Here is a 24,031-nt window from a genome sequence, read left to right as displayed (position 1 = left end):
CGGAGGCACCTGCGCACTGGAATACTCGACGAGGTCCTTGTGAAGGAGGCGCATCGTGAGGTTGATCCGGGGGCTTGCCACAGCCCTTATCGGTATGGCCGTCGTCCTCGGCCTCGCGGTTCCAGCCCACGCGCAGGGCAACGTCAAGGCCCCTGGAGTGCCGGAGGGCTACTACAACGTCAACATCGACGGTCAGGCGACCGCGACGTGGGAGATCTACCCGATCTGCGTACCGACGGTCGGCGACCTGCGCGAACCGCTGTTACTACCGATCGCGTGCCGGTTGAAGGTCACGCCGAATACCGGCCAGGGCGGCGCCGAAGCCGTGATGGTCATGAACCAGTGGCAGTTCGTCTATAAGGACCCCGAGGGACGTACCTGCCCCGACGGCAGCAAGGCGCCGCAAGAGACCGTCTACCGATTCGACCCGTACAACTGGACCGGCACCATGAAGGTGCTCCACGGCGGGGAGTGCGGTGACCAGCCCGCGATGGTCGTCGCGCCGCTGACCATGTCGTTCAAGGGCCCGTTGCCGAACCCGGTCACGCAATACCCGCTGCTTTGCGAGCCGGGCGGCCTGCGCCGCTGCTTCTGACTTGCCCGACGAGTCCTCGGTCGGCCGGGCAGCCGGCCGCGGTCTGCGCCCAGGTGGGCGTGCTCGAGTACCCCCGCGTGATGGCAAGGTCGTCGACCTGACGGGTCCCGGACTGACCGAGCGCTGGGGTGTCACGTGTACCGATCTCGGTGCCTCGGTCGTGGCACCGAACGGGAAGCTGGTGTCGGTGTTCGGCGACACGTTCTCGGGTCGCAAGGTCGGCCAGGGAGACTGGCGCTCACCGGTGGTGCTGATCGGCACCGGGGACGCCGATCACGAGATCGTCTACGAACGAGCCGGCGGTGCGGATTCCGACTACGCCCGCCAGCTGTGGCACTACGTGCACGACGATGCGTCGACCGGATGGACCCGCGGCGGCATCAGCACCGTGATTCCCTCCGATCTGCTGCGCGTCGACGACTCGATCTATCTGCACGCCATCGTCAACCGCGGCTTTGGCAACGTCACATGGACGGAGATCTGGCGGTCCGACGACAGCGGTGTGTCCTGGACGCACCTGGGTTCGGAGGCAAAGTTTCCGGCTGATCTGCACGGCGGGCACGCCCAGTGCTGGTCGTGGGACTTCGACCCCGACGACGGCTGGGTTTATGTGGTGGCCACGGGATTTCAGCGCGACAAGGGCATCATCCTGATGCGGGTGCGGCCGGAGCACATCGGACACCGGACGCGCTATTCGAGTTGGGGATTCGTCGACGGACGTTGGCGGTGGGGCAGCACCGCGACACCCATCACGCCGGCCGGTGAGCGGTGGGGTGAGCTGACGTTTCGCCGTATGGCGCAAGGAAAGTGGGTCCTGGGCGGCTTCCTCGCGTCGAAGTATGCGCTGGGCTATCGGGTCGTGGAATCGCCTGTCGCCAACATGCATACGACGCCGTTGCAGACGCCGGTGCTCGGATCGGCATGGCATGCCGAGAACCACGGGAAGAATGCGGTCGCCCAGTTGTACGGCGGTTACGTGCTGCCGGGGTCGAGGTTCGACATGCACGGTGGCGTCGGGCTCGTGGTGTCGCAGTGGCACACCGACCACGGGTGGCCGTATCGGGCAATGCAATTCAAGGCCGCGCTGAGGGACACCACGAAAGCGCGTGATCCGTCCGACCCGATCAACCTCTAGACCGTGAACCCGCCGTCGACGTTCCAGTGCGCACCGGTGATGTATCCGGTGTCGGGGCCTGCCAGATACGCGACCACGCCCGCGACGTCGCGCGGGTGACCGTAGCGGCCGCCTGCCATGACTTGCTTTGCCGCTTCGGCGAATTCGCCTTGGTCCGGTTCATGTCGGTGTCGATGGGGCCGGGTTGCACGTTGTTCACTGTGATGCCCTGCGGTCCGAGGTCGCGCGCCAGACCGCGGGTCAATCCCGCGACGGCCGCTTTCGTCATCGCATACACCGCCAGTCCCGGACCGGGAACCTTCTCCGCATTGATGCTGCCGATGTTGATGATACGACCGCCCTCGCCGAGATGCGCCAGCGCAGCCTGGATCGCCACGAACACACCGCGGATGTTGATCGCCACGATCCTGTCGAACTTTTCGGCGGGCAGCGTGGCCACGTCGCCCAACACCGCGATGCCCGCGTTGTTTACCAGGATGTCGAGTCCACCGAGATGGGTGACGGTCTCCTCGACCGAGCGCCTCACCTGCTCGGGATCGCCGCTATCGGCCTGGATCGCCACGACGGTCGCGCCGTCGGCGGCCGCCTCCGCGGCGAGTTTCTCAGCCTCTGCCGCCGAGGAGCCGTAAGTGAACGCGACGGAGGCGCCGTCGGAGGCCAGCTTCCGTACTATTTCGGCGCCGATTCCGCGCGACGCTCCGGTGACCAATGCCCGTCGACCGGCCAGCGGCCCGCCGTTGCTGCTCGCTGGTGTCATGCTCCGGTTAATGCCGGGGGAGCCGTAAACATTCCCGCCGCCTGGTTGTCGTACCCGGCGGGCAGGCTCTCGCGCATGGATAGTGCCGACAATGCGGCGTCATCAAATGATGACGCCGAAGTCTGGGGTGGGGTTGGTCCGAAGCCGTGGTGGTTTGACGATCCGGAGATTTTGGCTGCGCGTCGGCGGGTGGTCGAGGAGTTCGGGGACGAGCCGGACGAATCGGCGGTGAGTGATGTGCCCGAGGGGGAGGTGTGCGACGCATCGGTGTCATCGGTTGATGACGCGGCTGGGTTGGAGGGTGCCTGGGGTGGGGTGGGTCCGAAGCCGTGGTGGTTTGACGATCCGCAGATTTTGGCTGCGCGTCAGCGGGTGCTGGAGGAGTTCGGGGGTGAGCCCGACGATAGGCCCTTGTGCACCGACCCCGATCCCATCCTCAACGACGTGCTGTCCGGCGCGAGCGTGCGCGAGCTGGGCCAGGCACGCGACGACCTGGCCCGCGCGAAGGCGCGCTACGACGAGGCAGTTCGATCAGCGCGCGAATGCGGGCTCTCCTGGGGCGAAATCGGGGCGGCACTGGGTGTACCCAGACAACTCTTGCACCGTCGCTTTGCCCGACGCCTAGGGTGAGGACGAGGCGGGGGCCGATCGAAAGGTTACGCGTGACTGTTGACTCTCAGAAGAAGCGAATCGTCATCTTCGGCACCGGCTTCGTCGGCAAGATGGTCATTCCGGAGGTCATCAAACACCCGCTGTTCGAATTGGTCGGGGTCGGGGTGAGCAACCCCGACAAGGTCGGCCGCGACGTCGGCGAGATCTGCGGCCTCGGCACCAAGGTCGGCGTGACCGCCACCGACGACGTGGACGAACTGATCGCGCTCAAACCCGACGCCCTGGTCCACTACGGGCCCACCGCCGCGCACGCCGAGGAGAACATCGGCCTGATCACGCGGTTCCTGCGCGCCGGGATCGACGTCTGCTCGACAGCCATGACGCCGTGGGTGTGGCCGACGATGCACCTCAACCCGCCGAACTGGATCGAACCCATCACCGAGGCCTGCGAGCTGGGCGAGTCGTCGTGCTTCACCACCGGCATCGACCCCGGCTTCGCCAACGACCTGTTCCCCATGACGCTGATGGGCCTGTGCTCGGAGGTCCGTACGGTGCGCGCGTCCGAACTGCTGGACTACACCAACTACACCGGCGACTACGAACGTGAGATGGGCATCGGCAGGCCGCCGGAGAAGAAGGCCATGCTCGAAACTCCCGACATTCTGGTATTCGCTTGGGGCGGAACAGTTCCCATGATCGCGCATGCGGCGGGCATCATGCTCGACGAGATCACCACGACGTACGACAAGTGGGTGACTCCCAACGAGCGCAAGTCGGCCAAGGGCATCATCCCCGCGGGTCACGTCGCGGCCGTCCGGTTCACCATCAACGGCGTCTACAAGGGCGAGACGCGCATCCAGCTCGAGCACGTCAACCGGATCGGTGACGACGCCGCACCCGACTGGCCGACCGGCAACCAGAACGACGTCTACCGCGTCGACATCGAGGGCACGCCGAGCATCTTCCAGGAGACCGCATTCAGGTTCACCGACGGTTCCGGCCGCGACGCGGCCGCCGCGGGCTGCCTGTCCACCGGCCTGCGGGCGCTCAACGCGGTGCCCGCGGTCAACGACCTGTCCCCGGGCTGGGTCACCGCACTGGATCTACCGCTGATTCCCGGTGCGGGAACGATCCGCTGAGTAACGCGAACACCGTCCGATCAGATTGATATCTCCGATAGCGTTTGATCGAGACGGGAAGTGATGGCTGACGGGGTAGGGCTCTCGGTAGGGGCCTCCAACCTGGCCGCGGTGGTCGTCGGCCGCGCGGCCCTTTTGCGCACCTCTGTGCTGACCCGCTTTCCGCACCGACCGCCCGAGGTCGGCGTGCCCAGCGAGAACCCCAACCTCAACGAGCGGGGCCTGATCCTCACCGACTTCGTCGACCGCGTCGGCGACCCGGTCGGCATCGTCGCTGCTGACGGCTCGACACATCGCGCTGACGGTGTCCTCGCCGATGCGCTGCGCGCATTACTGCTCGCGCTGCTGGCGGGCAGGCCGCCGGACGGGCCGATCGCCGTCACTCACCCCGCCCACTGGCGTCAGAACGCCGTCGAGAGCCTGCGCACCGCGCTCGCCGAGGTGCCGGAGTTCGAGCGCGCGCCCCTTGTCTCGGACGCGACAGCCGCGCTGACGGCGCTGCAGGACGATCCGGGGCTGCCCACGCGGGGCGTCATCGCGCTGTGCGACCTCGGCGGCACCGGTACCAGCATCACACTGGTCGACGCCGACGCCGGTTACGCGCCGCTGGCCCCGACCGTTCGGCACGGCGATCTCTGCGGTGATCTCGTCGACCAGGCACTGCTCACCCACGTGCTCAACGACCTGTCGGCCGCGGGGGCCATCGACCTGTCGGGAACATCGGCGCTCGGATCGCTGACGCATCTGCGGATGCAGTGCCGCGGCGCCAAGGAACGGCTGTCCACTGCCAGCGTCACCTCGCTGCTGGTCGACGTGCCGGGGCATCGCGGTGAGGTGCGGCTGACCCGTACCGAACTCGACGACGCGATACGGCAACCCGTCGCCGACTTCGCCGGTGTGCTGCAGGAAACGTTGGAGCACAACGGTGTTCGCGAGCTGGCGGCTGTCGCATCGGTCGGTGGCGGAGCGCGGATCCCGCTCATCACGACGACGTTGTCCGAACACTTCCGGGTCCCGGTCATCACGACCGCTCATCCGGAGTTGACCGCGGCGATCGGTGGCGGCACCGCGGCCGTGCGCGGGACGGTCGAGGAGGGCCAGACGTCGATGGCCGCCGCAGCGCCGGCGGCTGCGGCTGCCGACGCGACGCTGATGGCGCCGGAGGTCGCAGCACCCGACGAGGTGGCGCCATCGGGCACGTTCGGTGCGTTGGCGTGGTCGGACGCCGGCGACCTTCCCGAGGTGGCACCGACCGACCCGTACGACTACGACTCGCCCGTCGCTCCCACCGGCGACGTCCGGCCGCAGATCGAGTTCCACCGGGACCCGCATGACGACGAGCGCACGGCGACGCCGGTGCCGTGGTACCGGCGACCCGCGGTGGCGCTGGCGGCGGCCGTGGTCGTGCTGCTGGCCGCGCTGGCGGTCGCGCTGTACGTGACGCGCTCGGACGAGTCGTCGCCCGCTCCTGCGTCGACCCCGGCAACCACTCCGCCCCCGGCGACCAGCGAGCCGCCCCCGCCGCCGCAGGAAACACAGGCCCCACCACCGCAGACCGTCACGCAGGAGGCGCCGCCGCCACAGGTGACCGAGACCGTGACCGCGCCGCCGCCCGAGCCGCCACCGACCACACCGCCCCCGGCGACGACCGAACCGCCGCCGACCACGGAGCCGCCCCCGACGACCACGCAGCAGCCACCGGCGACGACGCAACAACCGCCGGTCATCCCGACGCTGCCCTACGAAACCATCCCCGGTCTGCCGTTCGTCCCGAACCCGATCCAGCCTCCGCAACCGGCGCCGTAGCGCCGACGGCAGCCCTAGGCTGACCGCCATGACGCAGACCGACGGCTTGCTGTTCGATCCCAAGACCTACGACCCGCCGCAATTCGACGCCGAAACGCGGCGGTTGTTGCGCGCCACCATCGACTGGTTCGAAGGTCAGGGCAAGAAACGCCTGCTCGACGACGACCTGGCTGCGGTGTGGCCCAGCGACTTCGTCGACTTCGTCAAGCGCGAGAAACTGTTTGCGACGTTCCTGACGCCGTCGGAGTTCGCCGGCCGAAACCCGGACAAACGCTGGGACGCCGCGCGCAACGCCGCACTATCGGAGATCCTCGGCTTCTACGGGCTGACCTATTGGTACACCGAACAGGTCACCATCCTCGGGCTGGGGCCGATCTGGCAGAGCGAGAACAAGGACGCCAAGCTGAAGGCCGCCGACGACCTGGAGAACGGCGAAGTGATGGCGTTCGGGCTGTCCGAACGCTCCCGCGGCGCCGACGTCTACAACACCGACATGGTCCTGACGCCCGCGAGCGAGGAGGACCGCGCCAACGGCATCCTGTACCGGGCGACGGGGGAGAAGTACTACATCGGCAACGGCAACGTCGCCAGCATGGTGTCGGTGTTCGGGCGGCGTGGGGACATCGAGGGCGAGGACGCTTATGTGTGGTTCGTCGCCGACAGCCAACACGACGACTACCAGCTGATCGACAACGTCGTGCACATGCAGATCTACGTCAGCACCTTCCGGCTGGAGAACTACCCGGTGCGGGAGGAGGACATCCTGCACACCGGCGTGGAAGCCTTTGCCGCGGCCCTGAATACGGTCAACATCGGGAAGTTCAACCTGTGCTCGTGCTCGGTCGGCATGACCGAGCACGCGTTCTACGAGGCGATCACGCATGCGCAGAACCGCATCCTGTACGGCAACCCCGTCACCGATTTCACGCACGTACGAACGAATTTCGTCGACGCGTACTCCCGCCTGATCGCGATGAAACTGTTCAGCCAGCGCTCGGTCGACTACTTCCGGTCCGCGAGCCTCGAGGACCGGCGTTATCTGCTGTTCAACCCGATGACCAAGGCCAAGGTCACGATGGAGGGTGAGACGGTGCTGCGGTCACTGCACGACGTGATCGCCGCCAAGGGGTACGAGAAGAACACGATGTTCCGCGAGGTGGCACAGCTGATCGGCACCCTGCCTCGACTGGAGGGCACGGTCCACGTGAACGTCGGCCTGGTGCTGAAGTTCATGCCGAACTACATGCTCAATCCCAAGGAGTATCCGGCGATTCCGATGCGCAACGACGCCGCGGACGACACCTTCTTCTGGAACCAGGGACCGACCCGCGGGGCTGGCAAGGTGCAGTTCGCCGACTGGACGCCGATCTACGAGGAGCACGTCGCGATCCCGAATGTCGCGGTGTTCTACGACCAGGCCACGGCGTTTCGGGAATTCCTGCTGACTGCTGCCCCCGACGCCGAGCAGCAGAAGGACCTTGACTTCCTGCTGACCGTGGGCCACCTGTTCTCGCTGATCGTGTACGGCCAGCTGATTCTGGAGCAGGCGGCGTTGACCGGGTTGGACTCCGACATGCTGGACCAGATCTTCGACTTCCAGGTCCGCGACTTCAACATGTATGCCGTTGCGCTGCACGGTAAGCCGACTGCGACGACGGCACAGCAGGACTGGGCGCTGAGCGCTATCCGTAAGCCGGTGCCCGACCCCGCACGATTTCACCGGATCTGGGAGCGGGTGAAGGCCTACGACGGCGCCTACGAGATGGCGCCCTAGCGGCGGCGCTCACCCGTCACGGCCGACCGCGGTAGCCGGCCGGCCCGGGAGTGCCCGGTGAGCCGGTCACCGTCGGCCACCACGTCGAAGTCGAGGTTCAGCCGCATCGGTTTGGTCACCGACTGACGCCACGTAACCCGTTGCCCGTCAACGACGATGTCGCGCAGCGGTACGGTCTCGCCCTTGCCGGTCGCCGTGCCCGCAAGCGTGCCGTCGCGTTCGGTGAACGAATACACCACGGCCAGCGACCCGATGGGCGTCTTGATCGTGACATCCCAGTCTCCGACGATGGTCATCTCCTCCACACCGTCCCGCGTCGCTCGTAGGCGAACAGGTCCTCGACCGCGAGCGCGACCTGCGCTCCATAGGTGCGATCGAGGAGGTGCAGTGCGAGGTCGAGTCCGGAGGTGACCGCTGCCGACGTGACGAGATCGCCGTCGTCGACGACGCGTGCGTGCACCGCGGTCGCGCCGGTGGCTTCGAGCAGATCCATGCCGAGGTGGTGTGTGACGGCGTTGCGTCCCTCCAGCAGACCGGCCATGGCCAGCGCGAGTCCACCGCCGCATACCGTGGCGACCGTGACATCGGGGTTGTCCATCGCCTTGCGCAGCAAGGGAATCGCGGCGGATTCGGCGAATCGCGCAAGCAGCACCGGGATGGTGTCGACTTCGTCGGGATCGCCCTCGATCGGGCCCGATGCGCCGGGCACGACGATGAAACCTGGCTTCGTCGCGTCGAGTTCGGCGGTGGCGTGCAGCACCATTCCCAAGGTTCCGCTCACCACCGCCCTCGGTCCCTCGGCCGACACGAACTCGACCTGCAAGTCACCTCCCGCCGCATCGCTGCCGGCGGCGAGCACCTCGAACGGGGCGGTGGCGTCGAGCGGGTCAAACCCGTCGAACAACACGATCTGGGCGTACACACGACGATCGTCTCGAGGATGCGACGCGTCAGCTAGTGGCAAGATCGCCATTTATCGCTGAAATATTGCCACCAGGTGCGGTACGGTCTGGGCATGCACGTCATCGTCGTCCTCGCGCTACCCGACACCATCGCGTTCGATGTGGCCACCCCCATCGAGGCGTTCGGCCGGGTCCGATTGCCTTCTGGTGCAGCGGGATACCGCGTCCTCGTGTGCGGATCCCAGCCGGAGGTGTCGGCCGGCCCGATGCGCATCGCCACCGACCACGGCCTTGAGGCACTCGTCGAGGCGGACACGATCGTCGTTCCCGGCGTCAACGACGTGTCGGTGGACGCACCCGATGAGGTGCTGGCGGCTCTGCGGGCCGCGCACGCCGGCGGGACCCGGATCGCATCGATCTGCACGGGTGCGTTCACGCTGGCCGCCACCGGATTGCTGAACGGCAGGCGTGCGACGACACACTGGATCGCCACCGACCTGTTCCGTGCCCGCTTTCCCGCCGTCGATCTCGACCCCGACGTTCTCTACGTCGACGAGGGGCAGGTGCTGACGTCGGCGGGCGCGTCGGCCGGGTTGGACCTGTGCCTGCACATGATCGCCCGCGACTACGGCGCCGCGGTGGCCGCCGACGCGTCTCGACTCGCTGTCGCACCACTGCACCGCAGCGGGGGACAGGCGCAGTTCATCCTGCGAAATCAGGCCGCTGTCAAGCACATTGCCGAGCGCACCGAATTGGACGACGTGCTCGCGTGGATCGAGCAGGAGGCGCATAGCGATCTGACGTTGCACGACATCGCGGCCCGCGCCTCGGTCAGCGTGCGAACCCTGAACCGCCGGTTCCAGGCCGAGACGGGGCAGACGCCGATGCAGTGGCTGACGGGCGTGCGGGTCCGGCATGCGCAGCAGCTGTTGGAGAGCACCGCCTACGGTGTCGAACGGATCGGGCGCGAAGTCGGCTTCACCTCACCGGCCAATTTCCGCGAACAGTTCCGGCGGCTGACCGGAGTGGCACCGCTGAACTACCGCAACACATTTCGTGAGCGGATGGCGGGCTAGCGGTTCCTGCGGCGCTTGATCAAGACCAGATGTGCCAGCGGGATCTGCATCTGTTCGGGCGAGGCCGCCAGCCGCTCGGCGACACCGGTTTCGAGCCGGTCGAGGAACTGAGTGGTGCGGGCGTCGCCGATGCCGCCGTCGAGCGCGGCCGCCAGCGTCGGGAACACCGACGCGCGCACGAAAGACGCCCACTGCGCGCCGAAAACCTTTTCGTCGCGGTCGACTTTGTACTGCGACCAGAACCTGTCCTCGGCGTTGAACACCTCGAGGTGGTCGATCTCGAGTTGTTCGAAACGGCCCGACGGTGCGAACGGCGTGAAGAAGTCGGAGGCCTTGCGTCCGACCACCGGGATGGACATCCGGTGAATCTCCTCGGCGGTGATGAGCCCTGCGCCTTCTAGTTCGTCGAGCGCATCGAGCAGCGCGGCGAACATGGGGCGGTAGCCGAATTCGCCGTCGTCGTCGACCGCCATCGTCATCACGACGAGGCGCCCACCAGGAGCGAGTTCTCTGCCGCGAAACGCGATGAACTCGTGCCAGTCGTGCGCGGCCTGCTTCGCGTACTTCGCCCGCACCGTCTCGTCGCCGCTGTAGGCGACTTGGATGTGGTCGGGGATCGGTGACGGCACGCGGCTCAACCACTGGATCGCCCACGAACTCCAGCCCAGGGTCACACTGCTCGACGGCAGGATCTGCTCGTAGAACGAGCGTCCGACCGCCGAGGCGAAGGACGCCGGATCCTTGGCCAGGTAGCTGTCCGGATCCTCGGCCAGGGTCCGGAACATCGCCGTGAAGTCGTTCTCCGGCACGTCGGTGTGTGCCACGTAGATGCAATGGTCATTGCGGGTTCGTTTGCGCAGCACGGCGATTGCCGCGCAGATGGGCAGCAGCGAGTTGTGGGCGGTCGATGCTCCGTAGTCGGCGATGACGATCGGATTGGGCTGGGTCGGCAGCGGGACGACGTTGGCCGCCTCTTCGAAGATCGCCAACGCGCCGGTCAAGCCCGCCGCCTGGAGTCGGGAGCTGGCGGTGTAGGTCCCGCTGTTGGTGGGTTCAGGTCGCACGACGATGCTTGACTCCGGCATCGCGACCTCCAAGATGTGCGGGTGACAGTGCGGGTGAATTAGGTGTCACCTACGACGGTAACCCTCCCTATGCGGGATAGGTTACCGAGGTCAGCTGCTCGGAGATCTCCCAGAGGCGGCGGCCGTCGGCCTCGTTGCTGGCGCGCGCGAGGATCTTGGCGTCGGTGACGCCGCCGCCTGCCAACTCGAGGAATCCGCGCGGTCCGTAGAAGGCGCCGCCCTGTGCGTCGGGGGCGGTCGCCCCGTACAGGGCGGGCTGGATGCCCTCGTCGATCTCCTGCCACATGAACGGGGTGACCTGTCGGCTGATCCGGTAGAAGCGCTCGAGCAGGGTGGGGTTGGCCTGACCATGCGAGGGCCCGCTCAGCTGCAGATTCGTCTTGCACAGGCCGGGGTGTGCGGCGGTGGAGACGATGCCCCACCCGCCCCGCTTGCTCCTGCGGTCCAGCTCGATGGCAAACATCAGGTTGGCGGACTTGGACTGGGCGTACGCCCCGGTCGCGTTGTAGCGCTTCTCCCACTGGAGGTCGTCGAAGTTGATGCCGCCCAGGCGCGCGGCGGAGCTGCTCAACGTCGTCACGCGGGCGCCGCCGTCGGCGCGCAACAGGGGCAGCAGGTGGCCGGTGAGCGCGAAGTGACCCAGATGGTTGCAGCCGAACTGCAACTCGAACCCGTCGGCGGTCGTCTCGCGCTGCGGGGGCTGCATGATCCCTGCGTTGTTGACCAGCAGGTCGATGGGCCGCCCCTCGGCGTTGAGCTCGTCGCCGAGTGCCTTCACGCTGGCCAGCGAGGACAGGTCGAGCGACTTGATGGTCAACTTCGCGTCGGGCACCGTCGAGCGGATCTGTGCGATCGCCTCCTCGCCCTTCGCGCGGTTGCGGATCGCCATGACGACGTCGGCACCAGCGGCGGCCAAGCGGGTAGCGATGCCGAGACCCAGGCCTGAGTTGGCGCCGGTGACGACCGCGAGCTTGCCGGACTGGTCGGGCACTGTCACTTCGCGCACACGGACCATGGGTTTCTCCTTCTGTGGGATGGATAACCGAACAATAACGGACCAGCGTTCTGATAACAAGAGCCCATTGGTCTGATAATCTCGAGGCCTTGTGACGTCCTTTCAACGCGCTCGTCGGCCTGAGCAGATGGCGGCTCGGCGGTCGGCGATCATGTCCGTCGCCCGCGACATGCTCGCCGAGAGGAACGTCGGGGACATCAGCCTGCGGGATCTCTCGGACCGGGTCGGCCTGGCCAAGTCGAACGTCCTGCGCTATTTCGACAGCCGCGAGGCGATCTTCCTGGAGGTGCTCGACGAGGAGTTCGCGGCGTGGCTCGACGACATCGAGGAACGCCTGGGTCGGCCACGCAGCAGAAAACCGGGATACGCCAGCGAGATTCGGGTGGCGACGGTGATTGCGGATTCGGTTTTGGCGCGCCCGTTGTTCGGTGAGCTGCTGGGGTCGATGGCGTCGGTGCTGGAGCGCAACATCTCGCATGACTTCGCCCTCGATTTCAAGGCCAGGGCGATGCAGCGGGTCGGTGCACTGGCCGAACTCGTCGGCCTGCACCTGCCGTGGCTGCCTGCGGAGTTCACCGCGTTCTTCGCCGAAGGGGCGACGCTGCTCGTGGCCGGTGGGTATCCGTTCTCGGTGCCCATCGAACCCGTGCGGGTCGCGATCGCGGCGATCGGGATGCCCGATCCGGGGCAGCGATTCGCCGACGGGCTGCGTGTCGGTTTGCAGACGTGGCTGATCGGCGCGGCGGCGCAGGTGCCGGCGTAATCGTCGGCGGCGTAACAAAAGCAAGGTCTAGCAGACTTTTTCGCCCACGACATGACAGACTGCGGCCATGAGGCTCGCGCCGCGGATCGCGATCGTGGTTTCCATCCTCACCTTGATCGCGTCGATCATCGGTTTCGTCGCCGTACTCATTCTCAACGCGTTCGTGCTCGACGAGTACGACGCCTACGGTGAGGTCCCCATCCCCGGCTCGGCCAGCCTCGAACTGCCTGCGGGCGAGACAACCGTCAGCTTCCACACCGCGACCACCGGCAGGCCGACGAGCGGATTTCCGATCCCGGAGCTGAGCTTCAGTATCACCCCGTCCGCCGGTCTCCCTGACCCAACGGTCACCGAAAGTATCGGCGGGACGACGTCGGTCAACAGCGATGTGCACGTGCGGATCTGGACGGTGCAGATCGCGCAGCAGGGGACGTACGACGTCAAAGTCGACGGTGCGGTGGACGGCTACATCTCGCCGCGGCTGGCGTTCGGGCGCGACAGCTCGAATGGCTGGCTCGTGTGGGTGTTCGGGGGTCTGTTCGCGCTCGGTCTGCTGGAGTTGTTCGCTGCGATCACGTGGTCGCTGCGGGCGAACAAGAAGGCGCGACTGCTCGAACCGGATGAGCTCGTGACGACCGAACCGTCGCTGTCGAGTGCGCCGCCCGACCCCTCCGCGAGCTACACGCCGAGCGATCAGGGCGTTCGACTGGAGCAGATCAGGCAGCTGGCCGCACTGCGCGACTCAGGGGCGCTGACCGAAGAGGAGTACAACGCCGAGAAGCGCCGCATCCTCGACAGCTAACTGCCTCTCTTGACCCAATCGTCGTAGTGCACCAACTCATCGCCGATCGTGGTGCTGTCGCCATGCCCGGTGTAGACCACGGTGTCGCCCGGCAGCTTTCCGAGCCGCTCTGAGATCGAGGCCAGGATGGTGGGGAAGTCGGAGTATGACCGTCCGGTCGCTCCCGGGCCACCCTGGAACAGGGTGTCGCCGCTGAAGACCGCGTTCAGTTCGGGCGCATGCCAACACACCGACCCCGGCGAATGCCCCGGGGTGTGCAGGGCGTGCAGTTCGATGCCCCCGACTTGCAGCGTTGCGCCGTCGTCGACGGTGCGGAAGTCCTTGTCGGGGTGCGTCATCCGCCACAACACGTCGTCGGCCGGATGGAGCAGCACGGGAGCGTCGAGCGCCTTCGAGAGTTCGGGGGCGACGGTGATGTGATCGTTGTGCCCGTGGGTGCACACCACCGCGACGACGTTGCGGCCGCCGACGGCCATCACGATCGGCCCGGCGTCGTGGGCGGCGTCGAAGACCACGACATCGTTCTCGTCGCCGACGAGCCAGATGTTGTTGTCGACTTCCCAACTGCCACCGTCGAGTTCGAACGTGCCATGGGTGACGACACGCTGAATCGGTCCGCCGTTCATTTCCACACCACCACCGACCGCAGCACTTCGCCGCCGTGCATCTTGTGGAACGCATCCTCGATGTCGTCGAGACCGATGCGCTCGGAGACGAACTTGTCCAGCGGCAGCCGGCCCTGCAGGTAGAGGCTGATCAGCGTCGGGAAGTCGCGCTCCGGAAGGCAGTCGCCGTACCACGACGACTTCAGCGCCCCGCCGCGGGAGAAGAAGTCGACCAACGGCATCTCCAGCGTCATATCCGGGGTCGGAACACCCACCAGCACAACCGTTCCCGCGAGATCGCGGGCATAGAACGCCTGCTTCCACGTCTCCGGCCGCCCGACCGCATCGATCACCACATCCGCGCCGTTGCCGTCGGTCAGGTCCTGGATTGTCTCCACCGGATCGAGTTCGCGGGCATTGATCGTGTGCGTCGCACCGAAACCGCGCGCCCAGTCCAGCTTCTTGTTGTCGGTGTCCACCGCGATGATCCGCTTCGCGCCCACCAGCGCCGAACCCGCGATCGCCGCGTCACCCACTCCGCCGCAACCGATCACCGCGACGGTGTCGTCGCGGTTCACCGCGCCGGTGTTGATCGCCGCACCGATGCCGGCCATCACGCCGCAACCGAGCAGCCCGGCCACGGCGGGGTCGGCGGCGGGATCGACCTTGGTGCACTGTCCCTCGTGCACCAGCGTCTTGTCGACGAACGCACCGATGCCCAGCGCGGGCGTCAGCTCCGTGCCGTCGGTCAGCGTCATCTTCTGATCGGCGTTGAACGTGCTGAAGCACAAATGCGGGCGCCCGCGTTTGCAGGCCCGGCACTCGCCGCACACCGCGCGCCAGTTCAGGATCACGAAATCGCCGGGCTCCACGTGCGTGACGCCGTCACCGATCGACTCGACGATGCCGGCGGCCTCATGGCCCAGCAGGAACGGAAACTCGTCGTTGATCCCACCTTCGCGGTAGGTCAGGTCCGTATGGCAGACACCGCACGCCTGGATGTCGACGACCACCTCGCCCGGTCCGGGGTTGGGGATGACGACATCCACCACCTCGACCGGCTCACCCTTCTTCCGCGAAATCACACCGCGCACTGTCTGACTCATGGGTCAGAACCTTAGCCGTGATAGTGGGACCCTGTAACCATGACACCGGTGCTGTACCTCAGCCACGGCGCGCCACCGCTCGTCGACGACGAACTCTGGGTGTCGCAGCTTGCCGCATGGGCTGCCCGCATTCCGGCACCGAAGGCGATCCTCGTCGTGTCCGCGCACTGGGAGGCCGCGCCGTTGACGATCGGCTCGACCACGGTCGAGACACCGCTGACCTACGACTTCTGGGGCTTTCCGGAGCACTACTACGACGTCACCTACGACGCCCCGGGTGCGCCCGCACTTGCCGCCGCCGTCGAAGACCTGATGCCCGACGGCGAACCCGTCGCACACGACCCGGACCGCAGGCTCGACCACGGCGCCTACGTGCCGCTGACCGTCATGTATCCGGATGCGAACATTCCGGTGCTGCAGATTTCGCTGCCCACCCTCGACCCGCAGCGGCTGCTGGACCTCGGTGAGCGGCTCCGGCCGCTGCGTGAGGACGGGGTCCTCATCATCGGCTCCGGGTTCACCACTCACGGCCTGCCGTTCCTCGACGACTGGTCGCCGGGCGCCGTCCCGCCGACGTGGTCGGTGGAGTTCGATGCCTGGGCTGCCGAGCGGTTGGCCGCGGGAGACGTCGACGCGCTGATCGACTTCCGGCACCAAGCACCGGGGATGCCGTACGCCCATCCGACGATCGAGCACTTCGCGCCGCTGTTCGTCGCGCTCGGTGCCTCCGGCGACCCCGAACAGGCGCCCCGCCAGGTCATCGACGGCTATTGGATGGGCCTGGCGAAACGGTCGATCGAGCTGGTGTGATGGAGACGTGATGGACACACTGATCGATTTTCTCGCCGAGGCGCGCGACGCTCACCGGCGCAACGACTGGCGTGCCAGCTACGAGGCGTTCGTTCGCGCCGACGCGCTCGGACCCATCCCCGCCGACGACCTCGAGGCCTATGCGTCTGCCGCCTGGCGGCTCGGCTACGGCCGCGAGGCGGTCCGGTTGGCCGAGCGCGCCTACGACAGGGCGGTGCGAAGCGACCCGGCCTCAGCGGCAGCGACGGCCGCGGTCCTGGCGTTGCAGTGGCTTTCGCGTGGGCATCACGTTGTTTCGCGCCAGTGGGCCGATCGCGCACAGGCTCTCGGCGCGGACGGCTCGGTCGGCGGTATCCACGGCTATCTGGCGTATCTCGACGCCGCCGCCGCGGTGGAGGCTGACGACGCCGAAGCGCTGAGCCGGGCCGCCACCGCGCTGCGGCAGGCGGCGTCTGGCACTGCGGATGCGACGCTCGCACTGCTCGGCCGCGTCGTCGACGGTGTCGCGGCACTGCTGCAGGCCCGCGCTGCCGAGGGATACCGGCTGCTGGACGAGGCGCTGCTGCCCACGCTCGACGAGGGGGTGGCGCTCGAGTGGGGCGGTGACGTCTATCGGCTGGTGCTGCGCTCGAATCGCCGGGCCGACGCCGAGCATCTCTCCGCGTGGACGGAGTCGATGCAGCGCTGGGTGGTGACCACCGGCGTCGTCGTCGACAGCGCCGACCGGCGTTTCTGACCAACCCCTACCCGGCCCGCGGTGACGGTCCTACCGTTTGGTCATGACGACAACACAGGAATTCGCCGAACGGATCGCCGGCGCGATCGACAGCGCCAGCCTGGCCGTCCTCCTGTCGATCGGACACCAGACGAAGCTGTTCGACACGATGGCCGGCCTGCCGCCGTCCACCAGTGCGCAGATCGCCGAAGCGGCCGGACTCAACGAACGCTATGTGCGCGAGTGGCTGGGCGGAATGGCGTCGGGTCAGGTGGTCGACTACGACGCTGCGACGCAGACGTATTCGTTACCGAGCGACCGCGCAGCGGTGCTGACACGTGCGGCGGGCCCGGACAATCTGGCCCGCGTTGCGCAGTTCGTTTCGCTGATCGGTGAAGTCGAACAGCCCATCCTCGGCTGCTTCAAGAACGGCGGCGGCTTGCCCTACTCCGCGTATCCGCGCTTCCACAAGCTGATGGCCGAGATGAGCGGTGAGGTCTTCGACGCCGCACTCGTCGACGTCATCCTGCCGATGGCCGAGGGTCTGCCCGAGTTACTCCGCGCCGGCGCCGACGTCGCCGACATCGGTACGGGCAGTGGACATGCCATCAACGTGATGGCAAAGGCGTTCCCGGCCAGTCGATTCACCGGTATCGACTTCTCCGACGAGGGTCTGGCCAACGCACGCGCCGAGGCCGAGCGGCTGGGCCTGACCAACGCGACGTTCGTCGCCAAGGACGTCGCGGCGCTCGATGACCGCGAAACCTACGATGTCATCACCGTTTTCGATGCCATCCACGACCAGGCAAAGCCCGCGAAGGTACTCGAGAACATCTACCGCGCGCTGCGGCCCGGCGGCGTGCTGTTGATGGTCGACATCAAGGCGTCGAGCAACTTGGAGGACAACGTCGGCGTGCCGTTCGCGACGTACATGTACACGATCTCGACGGCGCACTGCATGAGCGTGTCGCTGGGCCTGGACGGCGACGGGCTGGGGACGTGCTGGGGGCGGCAGTTGGCGACGTCGATGCTCGCGGGCGCGGGCTTCGGCGATGTCACGGTCCGCGAGATCGAATCGGACGCGTTCAACTACTACTACATCGCGCGCAAGTAGCGGCGATCCGGCGCCGCATAGGCTGCATGCGTGGCAGCTCTGGACGCGATCGAAGACTGGCCGGCCCCGACTGTCGCGGCGGCGGTGGTCGGCCCGTCGGGAATCCTGGCCGAGCACGGCGACGTCCGGCACCGCTTCAAGTTGGCGTCGGTGACCAAGCCGTTGGTGGCCCGCGCCGCGCAGATCGCGATCGAGGAGGGCGTCGTCGAGCTCGACACCGAAGCCGGTCCGCCCGGCTCCACGGTGCGTCATCTGCTCGCCCACGCGTCCGGATATTCGATGCACTCGGCGGACCTCATGGCCGAGCCCGGCAAACGCCGGGTGTACTCGAACTACGGGTTCGGGGTCCTCGCCGAGACGATCCAGCAGGCGTCGGGTATCGAGTTCGGGCAGTACCTGGCCGAGGCGGTGTTCGAGCCGCTCGGCATGGCGGACTCTGGGTTGAAAGGTGGAGCGGAGGCGGCCGGGTTCGGCGCGGTGTCGACCGTCGCGGACCTGGTCGCCTTCGCCGGTGACCTGCTGCGGCCGACGACGGTTTCCGCGCGGATGCATGCCGACGCCACGTCGGTGCAGTTTCCGGGCCTGTCCGGGGTGCTGCCGGGGTTCGGTTCGCAGCGGCCCAACGACTGGGGGCTCGGCTTCGAGATCAGGGACGGCAAGTCGCCGCACTGGACCGGCTCGGCCAACTCGGGTGCCACGTACGGGCATTTTGGCCAGTCAGGGACGTTTTTGTGGGTCGATCCCGAGGTGGATCTGGCGCTCGTCGTGCTCACGGATCGCGACTTCGGCGACTGGGCGTATTCGCGCTGGCCCGCGCTCTCTGACGAAGTCCTGAGAGAATTTGGCGCACACTAGCGCAACAGGGGCCCCACAGGGCACAATAGACACGCACGACACAGCTGTAATTCGGAATCGCTAGGTCGCTTGGGGAAGACGTCCCTGGTGGAGCCGAAGGAGCAGCAAATGCGTGCATCGAACCAATTCGCCGACGCGGCGACGGGCGTGGTGTACATCCATGCTTCTCCCGCGGCGGTAGCACCGCATGTCGAGTGGGCGCTGTCGTCGACCCTGTCGGCGCGGGCAAACCTGAAGTGGACCCCGCAACCGGCCATGCCGGGGCAACTGCGCGCCGTCACCAATTGGATCGGCCCGGTGGGGACCGGCGCCGCCCTGGCGAACGCGCTGCGGTCGTGGTCCGTGCTGCGCTTCGAGGTGACGGAGGATCCCAGCGCGGGTGTCGACGGGCACCGCTGGTGCCACACCCCGCAGCTCGGTATGTGGAGCGGTGCGATGAGCGCGAACGGCGACGTCATCGTCGGGGAGATGCGGCTGCGGGCGTTGATGGCGAAGGGCGGCGACGCCCTGGCGGCCGAGCTGGATTCGGTGCTCGGCACCGCGTGGGATGAGGCGCTGGAGCCCTACCGCGACGGCGGCGACACCGCCGAGGTGAGCTGGCTGACGCGCGGCGTCGGGTAATCCGCGAGCAGACGCAAAAGCCCCCACTTTCCGGCGTGTCGTGGGCGTTTCGTGTCTGCTCGCCGAACGGGATTGACGGTCTATTGCCCGTTGCGCTGTGCTGCTCGCAAAACCTTCAACGCGCCGGGCACGGCCGACACCTCGACGGGCAGCGGGCACATGTACTCGCCGTCGGCGTAGGCGTTGATGCCCGGTGAGTCGACGGTGATGGTGCGCGCGCGTTCGGTGCGCACCTCGTCGAGGTCGATGTGGGTGCCCTTGAACACCGTGGGGAACAGGCGGATCAGCTTCGTGCGTGACGCCGACGCCACCATCGTCACGTCCAGCAGGCCGTCGGTCGGGTCGGCGTTCGGACAGATCAGCATGCCGCCTCCGTAACTCTTGGTGTTGCCGAAGGCGGCCAGCGTCAATTCGGTGTCCAGCTCACGACCGTCGAACGTCAGGCTGAACGGCAGCAGTCGCAGCTTCGACAGTTCGGCGACCATCGCGACGTTGTAGCGCATCCGGCCGTGCGGCCATCGCATCCGGTTGGTCCGGTCGGTGACCAACGAGTCGAAGCCCGCGGCCATCACGGTGCCGAACCACTTGTCGGTGCCGTCCATTCCCTTGATGCGACCCAGGTCGACGGTCGACACTTCGCCGTCGACGATGATGTCGGCTGCCGCCTCGGGATCCTTTGTGGGAATGCCGAATTCACGCGCATGGTCGTTGCCGGTGCCCGCCGGGATGATGCCGAGCGGGATCTCGGTCTGTGCGAGTACCTGCAACGCGAGGGAGATGATGCCGTCGCCGCCGACCACCACCAGTGCGTCCATGCCGCGCTCGAGGGCGCCTTCGACGAGCCGTCGCGCATGGTCGGCATCGGTGCCCGCGATGGCGACGACGTCGATGCCGCGTTTGTGCAACTGGGTGACCGCACGTTCGGCGGCGTGTGGTGCACTGCCGTGCCCCGATGCCGGGTTGGTCAGCATCGTCACGCGGCCGACGGTCACGGGATCAGCTTGCCCGGGTTGAGGATTCCCGCCGGATCGAGCGTCGCCTTGACGGCACGCAGCACCGCGACGCCGAGCTCGCCGACCTCGTCGCGCATCCACGGGCGGTGGTCGGCGCCGACCGCATGGTGGTGGGTGATGGTGGCGCCGGTGCGCATCATCGCGTCCGACGCGGCGGCCTTCGCCTTGCGCCACTGCTCGATCGGATTTCCACGCTGCCCGGCGACGACGGTGAAGTACAACGAAGCCCCGGTCGGATACACATGCGAAATGTGGCACAGCACCAACGTTGGCGTGCCCGATTCGCCGAGAGATTTCGTCAGCGCCTCGGTGACCGCCGCCTTGACTGCGGGCACGTTGGACCAATTCGTCGCGGTCTCCAGCGTCTCGCACAGCGCACCCGCGGCGAGCAACGAATCGCGAAGGTAGGGCGCGTTGAACCGGCCGTGCTCCCAGGCACGGGCGGGCGCTTCACCGAGCGACGTGCCGCCGGCGGCCTCTAGCACGGCGCGCGTTTCGGCGTGACGGCTCTCGACGTGGGCCTCGGTGCCCTCGAACGCGGTGATCGCCAGGCAGCCGCCGGTGATCTGCTGTTCGCCGATGCTCTCGGTGGTCGCCAGGTTCACCCCAGTCTCGGCTTCGTCCGACAACCGAATGACGGTCGGTCCCGTCCCGGTCTGCACGACGGCGCGCAGTGCGTCGGCGCCGGTCGCGAAGTCGGGGAACGACCATGCCTCGTAGCGCGTCGCCGCCGGGACGGGATGCACCTCGACCCGCACGCGGGTGATGATCCCGAACACGCCCTCCGAGCCAATCATCAACTGCCGCAGGTCAGGACCCGCGGCCGACTCCGGAGCGCGACCGAGGTCGAGCACGCCCGCCGGGGTGACGGTACGAAGGCCGCGCACCATGTCGTTGAAGCGGCCGTACCCCGCCGAGTCCTGCCCGGATGACCGGGTCGCGGCGAACCCGCCGATGGTCGCGTACTGGAAACTCTGCGGGAAGTGGCCGAGGGAGTAGCCGCGCTCGCCGAGCAGGCGTTCGGCGTCCGGGCCGGTGAGGCCGGCGCCGAGTTCGGCTTCGCAGGAGATCTCGTCGAGCGCATGCAGCTCGTTGAGGCGGCGCAGATCCAGGGAGATCACCGCACCGAAGTCGCCGCGGATCGGGTCAAGGCCGCCGACGACGCTGGTACCGCCGCCGAAGGGGACGATCGCGATTCCATGCTCGGAGCAATACCGCAGGATCGCTTCGATTTCGTCGTCGTTGTGGGGGAGCAGCACCGCGTCGGGCGCATCCTGGACACCGGAGTCCTTGCGGCGCAACAGGTCCAGCGTCGACTTGCCGCCGGCCCGCAGCAACCGGCCTTCGTCGTCGACGCGGCAGTAGTCAGTTCCGACGATCTGTGCGAGGCCGTCGCGGTCGTCATCCGACAGCTGCGACGGTCGCAGCGTCACATCCTTGGCCTCGAGTTCCGGCGCGGCCGTGCCGTCCACGCCGAGCGCCTGCCTCAGCAGGGACCGGATGCCGTCGGACAGCGGTTTGGCCGCCGCGGGGTCGCCCCACGCGTTCCACTTCATCGGGGGCAGCATTGCGGTCTGTTGGTCATCCGGACGCGTCATGAGTTACAGTATTACACATGCTGTCAATCAGTAACGATGGTTCGCCGTCGATCGGGGATCGGATCCTCGCGGCGGCGGCTGACTGCGTGCGGGCCTTCGGCGTCGAGCGCGTGACGCTGGCCGAGATCGCGCGCCGCGCGGGCGTCAGTCGACCGACGGTCTATCGGCGCTGGTCGGATACCCGCTCGGTGCTGGCGGCGCTGCTGACATCGCGGATCATCGGCGTGCTCGACGAGGTACCGAGCCGGCAGATCGGCCGGGAGGCACTGGTCGAACGCATCGTGGCGATCGCCGACCGGCTGCGCCACGACGATGTGGTCATGTCGGTGCTGCGCAGCGCCCCCGATTTCGCCATGGTCTACATCGCCGAACGCTTGGGCACCAGCCAGCAGGTGCTTCTCGACGCGGTCGCCTCCGACATCAAGCTCGCGCAGGAGGAGGGCAGCGTACGTTCCGGCGATCCGCGTGAACTCGCCGCGATGTGCCTGCTGATCGCCCAGTCGGTGATCCAGTCCGGGCAGATCGTGGCGCCCATCCTCGACGCTGATGCGCTCTTCATCGAGCTGGCCCACTCATTGAACGGATACCTGAAACCGTGACGTCCTCCACCGCACTCAACGAGGCCCGCCGCGCCACCGAGCTTTCGGCGCTGGCCGACGGTGATCCGATCGACCTCATCGTGATCGGCGGCGGTATCACCGGCGTCGGGATCGCGTTGGATGCCGCGACGCGTGGACTCAGTGTCGCGCTGGTGGAAAAGCACGACCTGGCCTTCGGCACCAGCCGATGGAGCAGCAAGCTGGTGCACGGCGGGTTGCGGTATCTCGCGACGGGCAACATCGGTATCGCGCGCCGCAGCGCCGTCGAACGCGGAATCCTGATGACGCGCAACGCCCCTCACCTCGTCAGTGCCATGCCGCAGCTGGTTCCGCTGCTGCCGTCGATGAACACTCCGTCGCGAGCGCTGGTGCGCTTCGGCTTCGCCGCGGGCGACGGGTTGCGCAAGCTCGCCGGAACGCCGGCGTCGACGTTGCCGCGCTCGCGTCGCATCGATGCGAAGCGCGCCATCGAACTCGCTCCTACGGTTCGTCGCGACGGCTTGGATGGCGCCCTGCTCGCCTACGACGGTCAGTTGATCGACGACGCGCGTCTGGTCACCGCCGTGGCCCGTACCGCGGCGCAACACGGGGCGGTGATCCTCACGCGCGTCGCCGCATCCAATGCGACAGGCACCTCGGTGACGTTGACGGATCAGCGAACCGGGGAGTCGTTCGACGTGTCGGGCCGCGCCGTCGTCAACGCCAGCGGTGTGTGGGCAGGGGAGGTGGACCCGTCCGTTCGGCTGCGTCCCAGCCGCGGAACACATCTGGTGTTCGACGCCGAGGCATTCGGAAATCCGGTGGCCGCATTGACGATCCCGATCCCGGGGGAGATCAACCGCTTCGTGTTCGCGATGCCCGAACAACTCGGCCGGGTGTATCTGGGGCTCACGGACGAGGACGCCCCAGGCCCGATACCCGATGTGCCGCAACCCACTCCAGAGGAGACCAAGTTCCTGTTGGACACGGTGAACACGGCGTTGGACGTCGCCCTCGGCCCCGACGATGTGATCGGCGCCTACGCCGGACTGCGCCCGCTGATCGATGCGGGCGAAGGACGCACCGCCGACGTGTCACGTGAGCATCGGGTCGTCGAGTCACCGTCCGGCGTGCTCAGCGTCATCGGTGGCAAGCTGACCGAATATCGCTATATGGCCGAAGATGTGATCGATCGTGCCGTCGAATTGCGGGGGCTGACCGCCTCAAGATGCCGCACCCGCAACCTGCCGTTGGTGGGTGCGCCGTCGAATCCCGTTGCGACACTGCGGTCGCCGGCTGAGCTACCCAGTTCGTTGGTGGCGCGCTACGGCGCTGAAGCGCCGAACGTGATCGCCGCGGCGAGCTGCGACCGGCCCACCGAGCGGGTGGCCGAGGGGATCGACGTCATTCGCGCCGAATTCGAGTACGCCGTCTCGCATGAAGGTGCGCTGACTGTCGACGACATCCTCGATCGTCGTACCCGCATCGGGTTGGTGGCCGCAGATCGCGACAAGGTGGTCGAGGTCGCCGAGGAATTCCTGGCGATTTAGGTGCG

The 24,031-nt window shown here is 67.3% G+C and carries 24 protein-coding genes and 1 pseudogene; 16 read left to right on the top strand and 9 right to left on the bottom strand.

Features of this window, described 5'->3' with window-relative positions; translation table 11 throughout:
• The first annotated feature begins 55 nt into the window (after nt 1–55).
• On the top strand, nt 56–595 hold the full coding sequence (locus H7J93_RS23530) for a hypothetical protein (protein WP_267308703.1): 540 nt from the start codon (nt 56–58) through the stop codon (nt 593–595).
• 43 nt (nt 596–638) lie between these two features.
• Entirely contained in the window at nt 639–1,730 is a 1,092-nt protein-coding gene (locus H7J93_RS23525; RefSeq protein ID WP_267308789.1) for a glycoside hydrolase family 183 protein, read from the top strand.
• On the opposite strand, the pseudogene H7J93_RS23520 reads toward H7J93_RS23525, so the two are convergent.
• A pseudogene (locus H7J93_RS23520) lies at nt 1,727–2,487 on the bottom strand (3-oxoacyl-ACP reductase family protein). The gene H7J93_RS23525 and the pseudogene H7J93_RS23520 sit on opposite strands and share 4 nt — an antisense overlap.
• A 75-nt stretch (nt 2,488–2,562) precedes the next feature.
• Between H7J93_RS23520 and H7J93_RS23515 the strand changes: the two are divergent.
• From H7J93_RS23515 to H7J93_RS23500, 4 genes are all read left to right on the top strand, one after another.
• Nucleotides 2,563–3,117, top strand: a complete 555-nt coding sequence (locus H7J93_RS23515) for a hypothetical protein (protein WP_267308702.1) — start codon at nt 2,563–2,565, stop codon at nt 3,115–3,117.
• A gap of 32 nt (nt 3,118–3,149) precedes the next feature.
• On the top strand, nt 3,150–4,238 hold the full coding sequence (locus H7J93_RS23510) for an NAD(P)H-dependent amine dehydrogenase family protein (protein ID WP_267308701.1): 1,089 nt from the start codon (nt 3,150–3,152) through the stop codon (nt 4,236–4,238).
• Nucleotides 4,239–4,301: 63 nt separating this feature from the next.
• Nucleotides 4,302–6,044, top strand: coding sequence for an Hsp70 family protein (locus tag H7J93_RS23505; RefSeq protein WP_267308700.1), 1,743 nt, complete (start codon nt 4,302–4,304; stop codon nt 6,042–6,044).
• 28 nt (nt 6,045–6,072) lie between these two features.
• A complete protein-coding gene (locus tag H7J93_RS23500) occupies nt 6,073–7,818 on the top strand; it encodes an acyl-CoA dehydrogenase family protein (RefSeq protein WP_267308699.1) in 1,746 nt (581 codons plus the stop codon).
• Here H7J93_RS23500 and H7J93_RS23495 read toward each other — a convergent pair.
• Both H7J93_RS23495 and H7J93_RS23490 read right to left on the bottom strand, forming a co-directional pair.
• Complete coding sequence (locus tag H7J93_RS23495; RefSeq protein WP_267308698.1) at nt 7,815–8,114, bottom strand: hypothetical protein; 300 nt, start codon at nt 8,112–8,114, stop codon at nt 7,815–7,817. The two genes, H7J93_RS23500 and H7J93_RS23495, sit on opposite strands and share 4 nt — an antisense overlap.
• Nucleotides 8,111–8,740 carry a DJ-1/PfpI family protein gene (locus H7J93_RS23490; protein ID WP_267308697.1) on the bottom strand — a complete coding sequence of 210 codons (630 nt, stop codon included), beginning with the start codon at nt 8,738–8,740 and terminating at the stop codon, nt 8,111–8,113. Before H7J93_RS23490 ends, H7J93_RS23495 begins: the two co-directional genes overlap by 4 nt.
• A gap of 93 nt (nt 8,741–8,833) precedes the next feature.
• Here H7J93_RS23490 and H7J93_RS23485 point away from each other — a divergent pair, with 93 nt between their 5' ends.
• The gene (locus H7J93_RS23485; protein ID WP_267308696.1) at nt 8,834–9,796 is read left to right on the top strand and encodes a GlxA family transcriptional regulator; all 963 of its coding nucleotides are present in this window, start codon (nt 8,834–8,836) and stop codon (nt 9,794–9,796) included.
• Here H7J93_RS23485 and H7J93_RS23480 read toward each other — a convergent pair.
• Both H7J93_RS23480 and H7J93_RS23475 read right to left on the bottom strand, forming a co-directional pair.
• Nucleotides 9,793–10,881, bottom strand: coding sequence for a class I SAM-dependent methyltransferase (locus tag H7J93_RS23480; protein ID WP_267308695.1), 1,089 nt, complete (start codon nt 10,879–10,881; stop codon nt 9,793–9,795). The two genes, H7J93_RS23485 and H7J93_RS23480, sit on opposite strands and share 4 nt — an antisense overlap.
• A 67-nt stretch (nt 10,882–10,948) precedes the next feature.
• Nucleotides 10,949–11,896, bottom strand: a complete 948-nt coding sequence (locus tag H7J93_RS23475) for an SDR family oxidoreductase (RefSeq protein WP_267308694.1) — start codon at nt 11,894–11,896, stop codon at nt 10,949–10,951.
• Nucleotides 11,897–12,023: 127 nt separating this feature from the next.
• Between H7J93_RS23475 and H7J93_RS23470 the strand changes: the two genes are divergently transcribed.
• On the top strand, nt 12,024–12,659 hold the full coding sequence (locus H7J93_RS23470) for a TetR/AcrR family transcriptional regulator (RefSeq protein ID WP_267308693.1): 636 nt from the start codon (nt 12,024–12,026) through the stop codon (nt 12,657–12,659).
• 67 nt (nt 12,660–12,726) lie between these two features.
• Entirely contained in the window at nt 12,727–13,461 is a 735-nt protein-coding gene (locus H7J93_RS23465; RefSeq protein ID WP_267308692.1) for an SHOCT domain-containing protein, read from the top strand.
• Here H7J93_RS23465 and H7J93_RS23460 read toward each other — a convergent pair.
• Nucleotides 13,458–14,087, bottom strand: coding sequence for an MBL fold metallo-hydrolase (locus tag H7J93_RS23460; protein ID WP_267308691.1), 630 nt, complete (start codon nt 14,085–14,087; stop codon nt 13,458–13,460). The genes H7J93_RS23465 and H7J93_RS23460 overlap by 4 nt on opposite strands.
• On the bottom strand, nt 14,084–15,172 hold the full coding sequence (locus H7J93_RS23455) for an S-(hydroxymethyl)mycothiol dehydrogenase (RefSeq protein WP_267308690.1): 1,089 nt from the start codon (nt 15,170–15,172) through the stop codon (nt 14,084–14,086). Before H7J93_RS23455 ends, H7J93_RS23460 begins: the two co-directional genes overlap by 4 nt.
• 39 nt (nt 15,173–15,211) lie before the next feature.
• Here H7J93_RS23455 and H7J93_RS23450 point away from each other — a divergent pair, with 39 nt between their 5' ends.
• From H7J93_RS23450 to H7J93_RS23430, 5 genes are all read left to right on the top strand, one after another.
• A complete protein-coding gene (locus H7J93_RS23450) occupies nt 15,212–15,982 on the top strand; it encodes a dioxygenase family protein (protein WP_267308689.1) in 771 nt (256 codons plus the stop codon).
• A 10-nt stretch (nt 15,983–15,992) separates the two neighbouring features.
• A complete protein-coding gene (locus H7J93_RS23445) occupies nt 15,993–16,718 on the top strand; it encodes a chemotaxis protein CheY (protein ID WP_267308688.1) in 726 nt (241 codons plus the stop codon).
• 43 nt (nt 16,719–16,761) lie between these two features.
• The gene (locus H7J93_RS23440) at nt 16,762–17,811 is read left to right on the top strand and encodes a class I SAM-dependent methyltransferase (protein WP_267308687.1); all 1,050 of its coding nucleotides are present in this window, start codon (nt 16,762–16,764) and stop codon (nt 17,809–17,811) included.
• A gap of 30 nt (nt 17,812–17,841) precedes the next feature.
• Nucleotides 17,842–18,666, top strand: coding sequence for a serine hydrolase domain-containing protein (locus H7J93_RS23435; RefSeq protein WP_267308686.1), 825 nt, complete (start codon nt 17,842–17,844; stop codon nt 18,664–18,666).
• Between the two features lie 108 nt (nt 18,667–18,774).
• Nucleotides 18,775–19,287: a DUF3145 domain-containing protein gene (locus tag H7J93_RS23430; protein WP_267308685.1), complete on the top strand. Its 513-nt coding sequence runs from the start codon at nt 18,775–18,777 to the stop codon at nt 19,285–19,287.
• Between the two features lie 80 nt (nt 19,288–19,367).
• On the opposite strand, the gene H7J93_RS23425 is transcribed toward H7J93_RS23430, so the two are convergent.
• Both H7J93_RS23425 and H7J93_RS23420 read right to left on the bottom strand, forming a co-directional pair.
• On the bottom strand, nt 19,368–20,258 hold the full coding sequence (locus tag H7J93_RS23425) for a diacylglycerol kinase (RefSeq protein ID WP_267308788.1): 891 nt from the start codon (nt 20,256–20,258) through the stop codon (nt 19,368–19,370).
• Between the two features lie 17 nt (nt 20,259–20,275).
• Entirely contained in the window at nt 20,276–21,856 is a 1,581-nt protein-coding gene (locus H7J93_RS23420; RefSeq protein WP_267308787.1) for an FAD-binding oxidoreductase, read from the bottom strand.
• A 59-nt stretch (nt 21,857–21,915) separates the two neighbouring features.
• Here H7J93_RS23420 and H7J93_RS23415 point away from each other — a divergent pair, with 59 nt between their 5' ends.
• Nucleotides 21,916–22,497, top strand: coding sequence for a TetR/AcrR family transcriptional regulator (locus tag H7J93_RS23415; protein WP_267308684.1), 582 nt, complete (start codon nt 21,916–21,918; stop codon nt 22,495–22,497).
• Nucleotides 22,494–24,026, top strand: coding sequence for a glycerol-3-phosphate dehydrogenase/oxidase (locus H7J93_RS23410; RefSeq protein ID WP_267308683.1), 1,533 nt, complete (start codon nt 22,494–22,496; stop codon nt 24,024–24,026). Before H7J93_RS23415 ends, H7J93_RS23410 begins: the two co-directional genes overlap by 4 nt.
• The last annotated feature ends 5 nt before the right edge of the window (nt 24,027–24,031 follow it).

It is taken from the genome of Mycobacterium barrassiae (assembly GCF_025822765.1).
In the GTDB taxonomy this organism is placed as follows: domain Bacteria; phylum Actinomycetota; class Actinomycetes; order Mycobacteriales; family Mycobacteriaceae; genus Mycobacterium; species Mycobacterium barrassiae.
The sequence above is the reverse complement of the archived record's forward strand: the minus strand, read 5'-3'. Positions and strand labels throughout refer to the sequence as shown.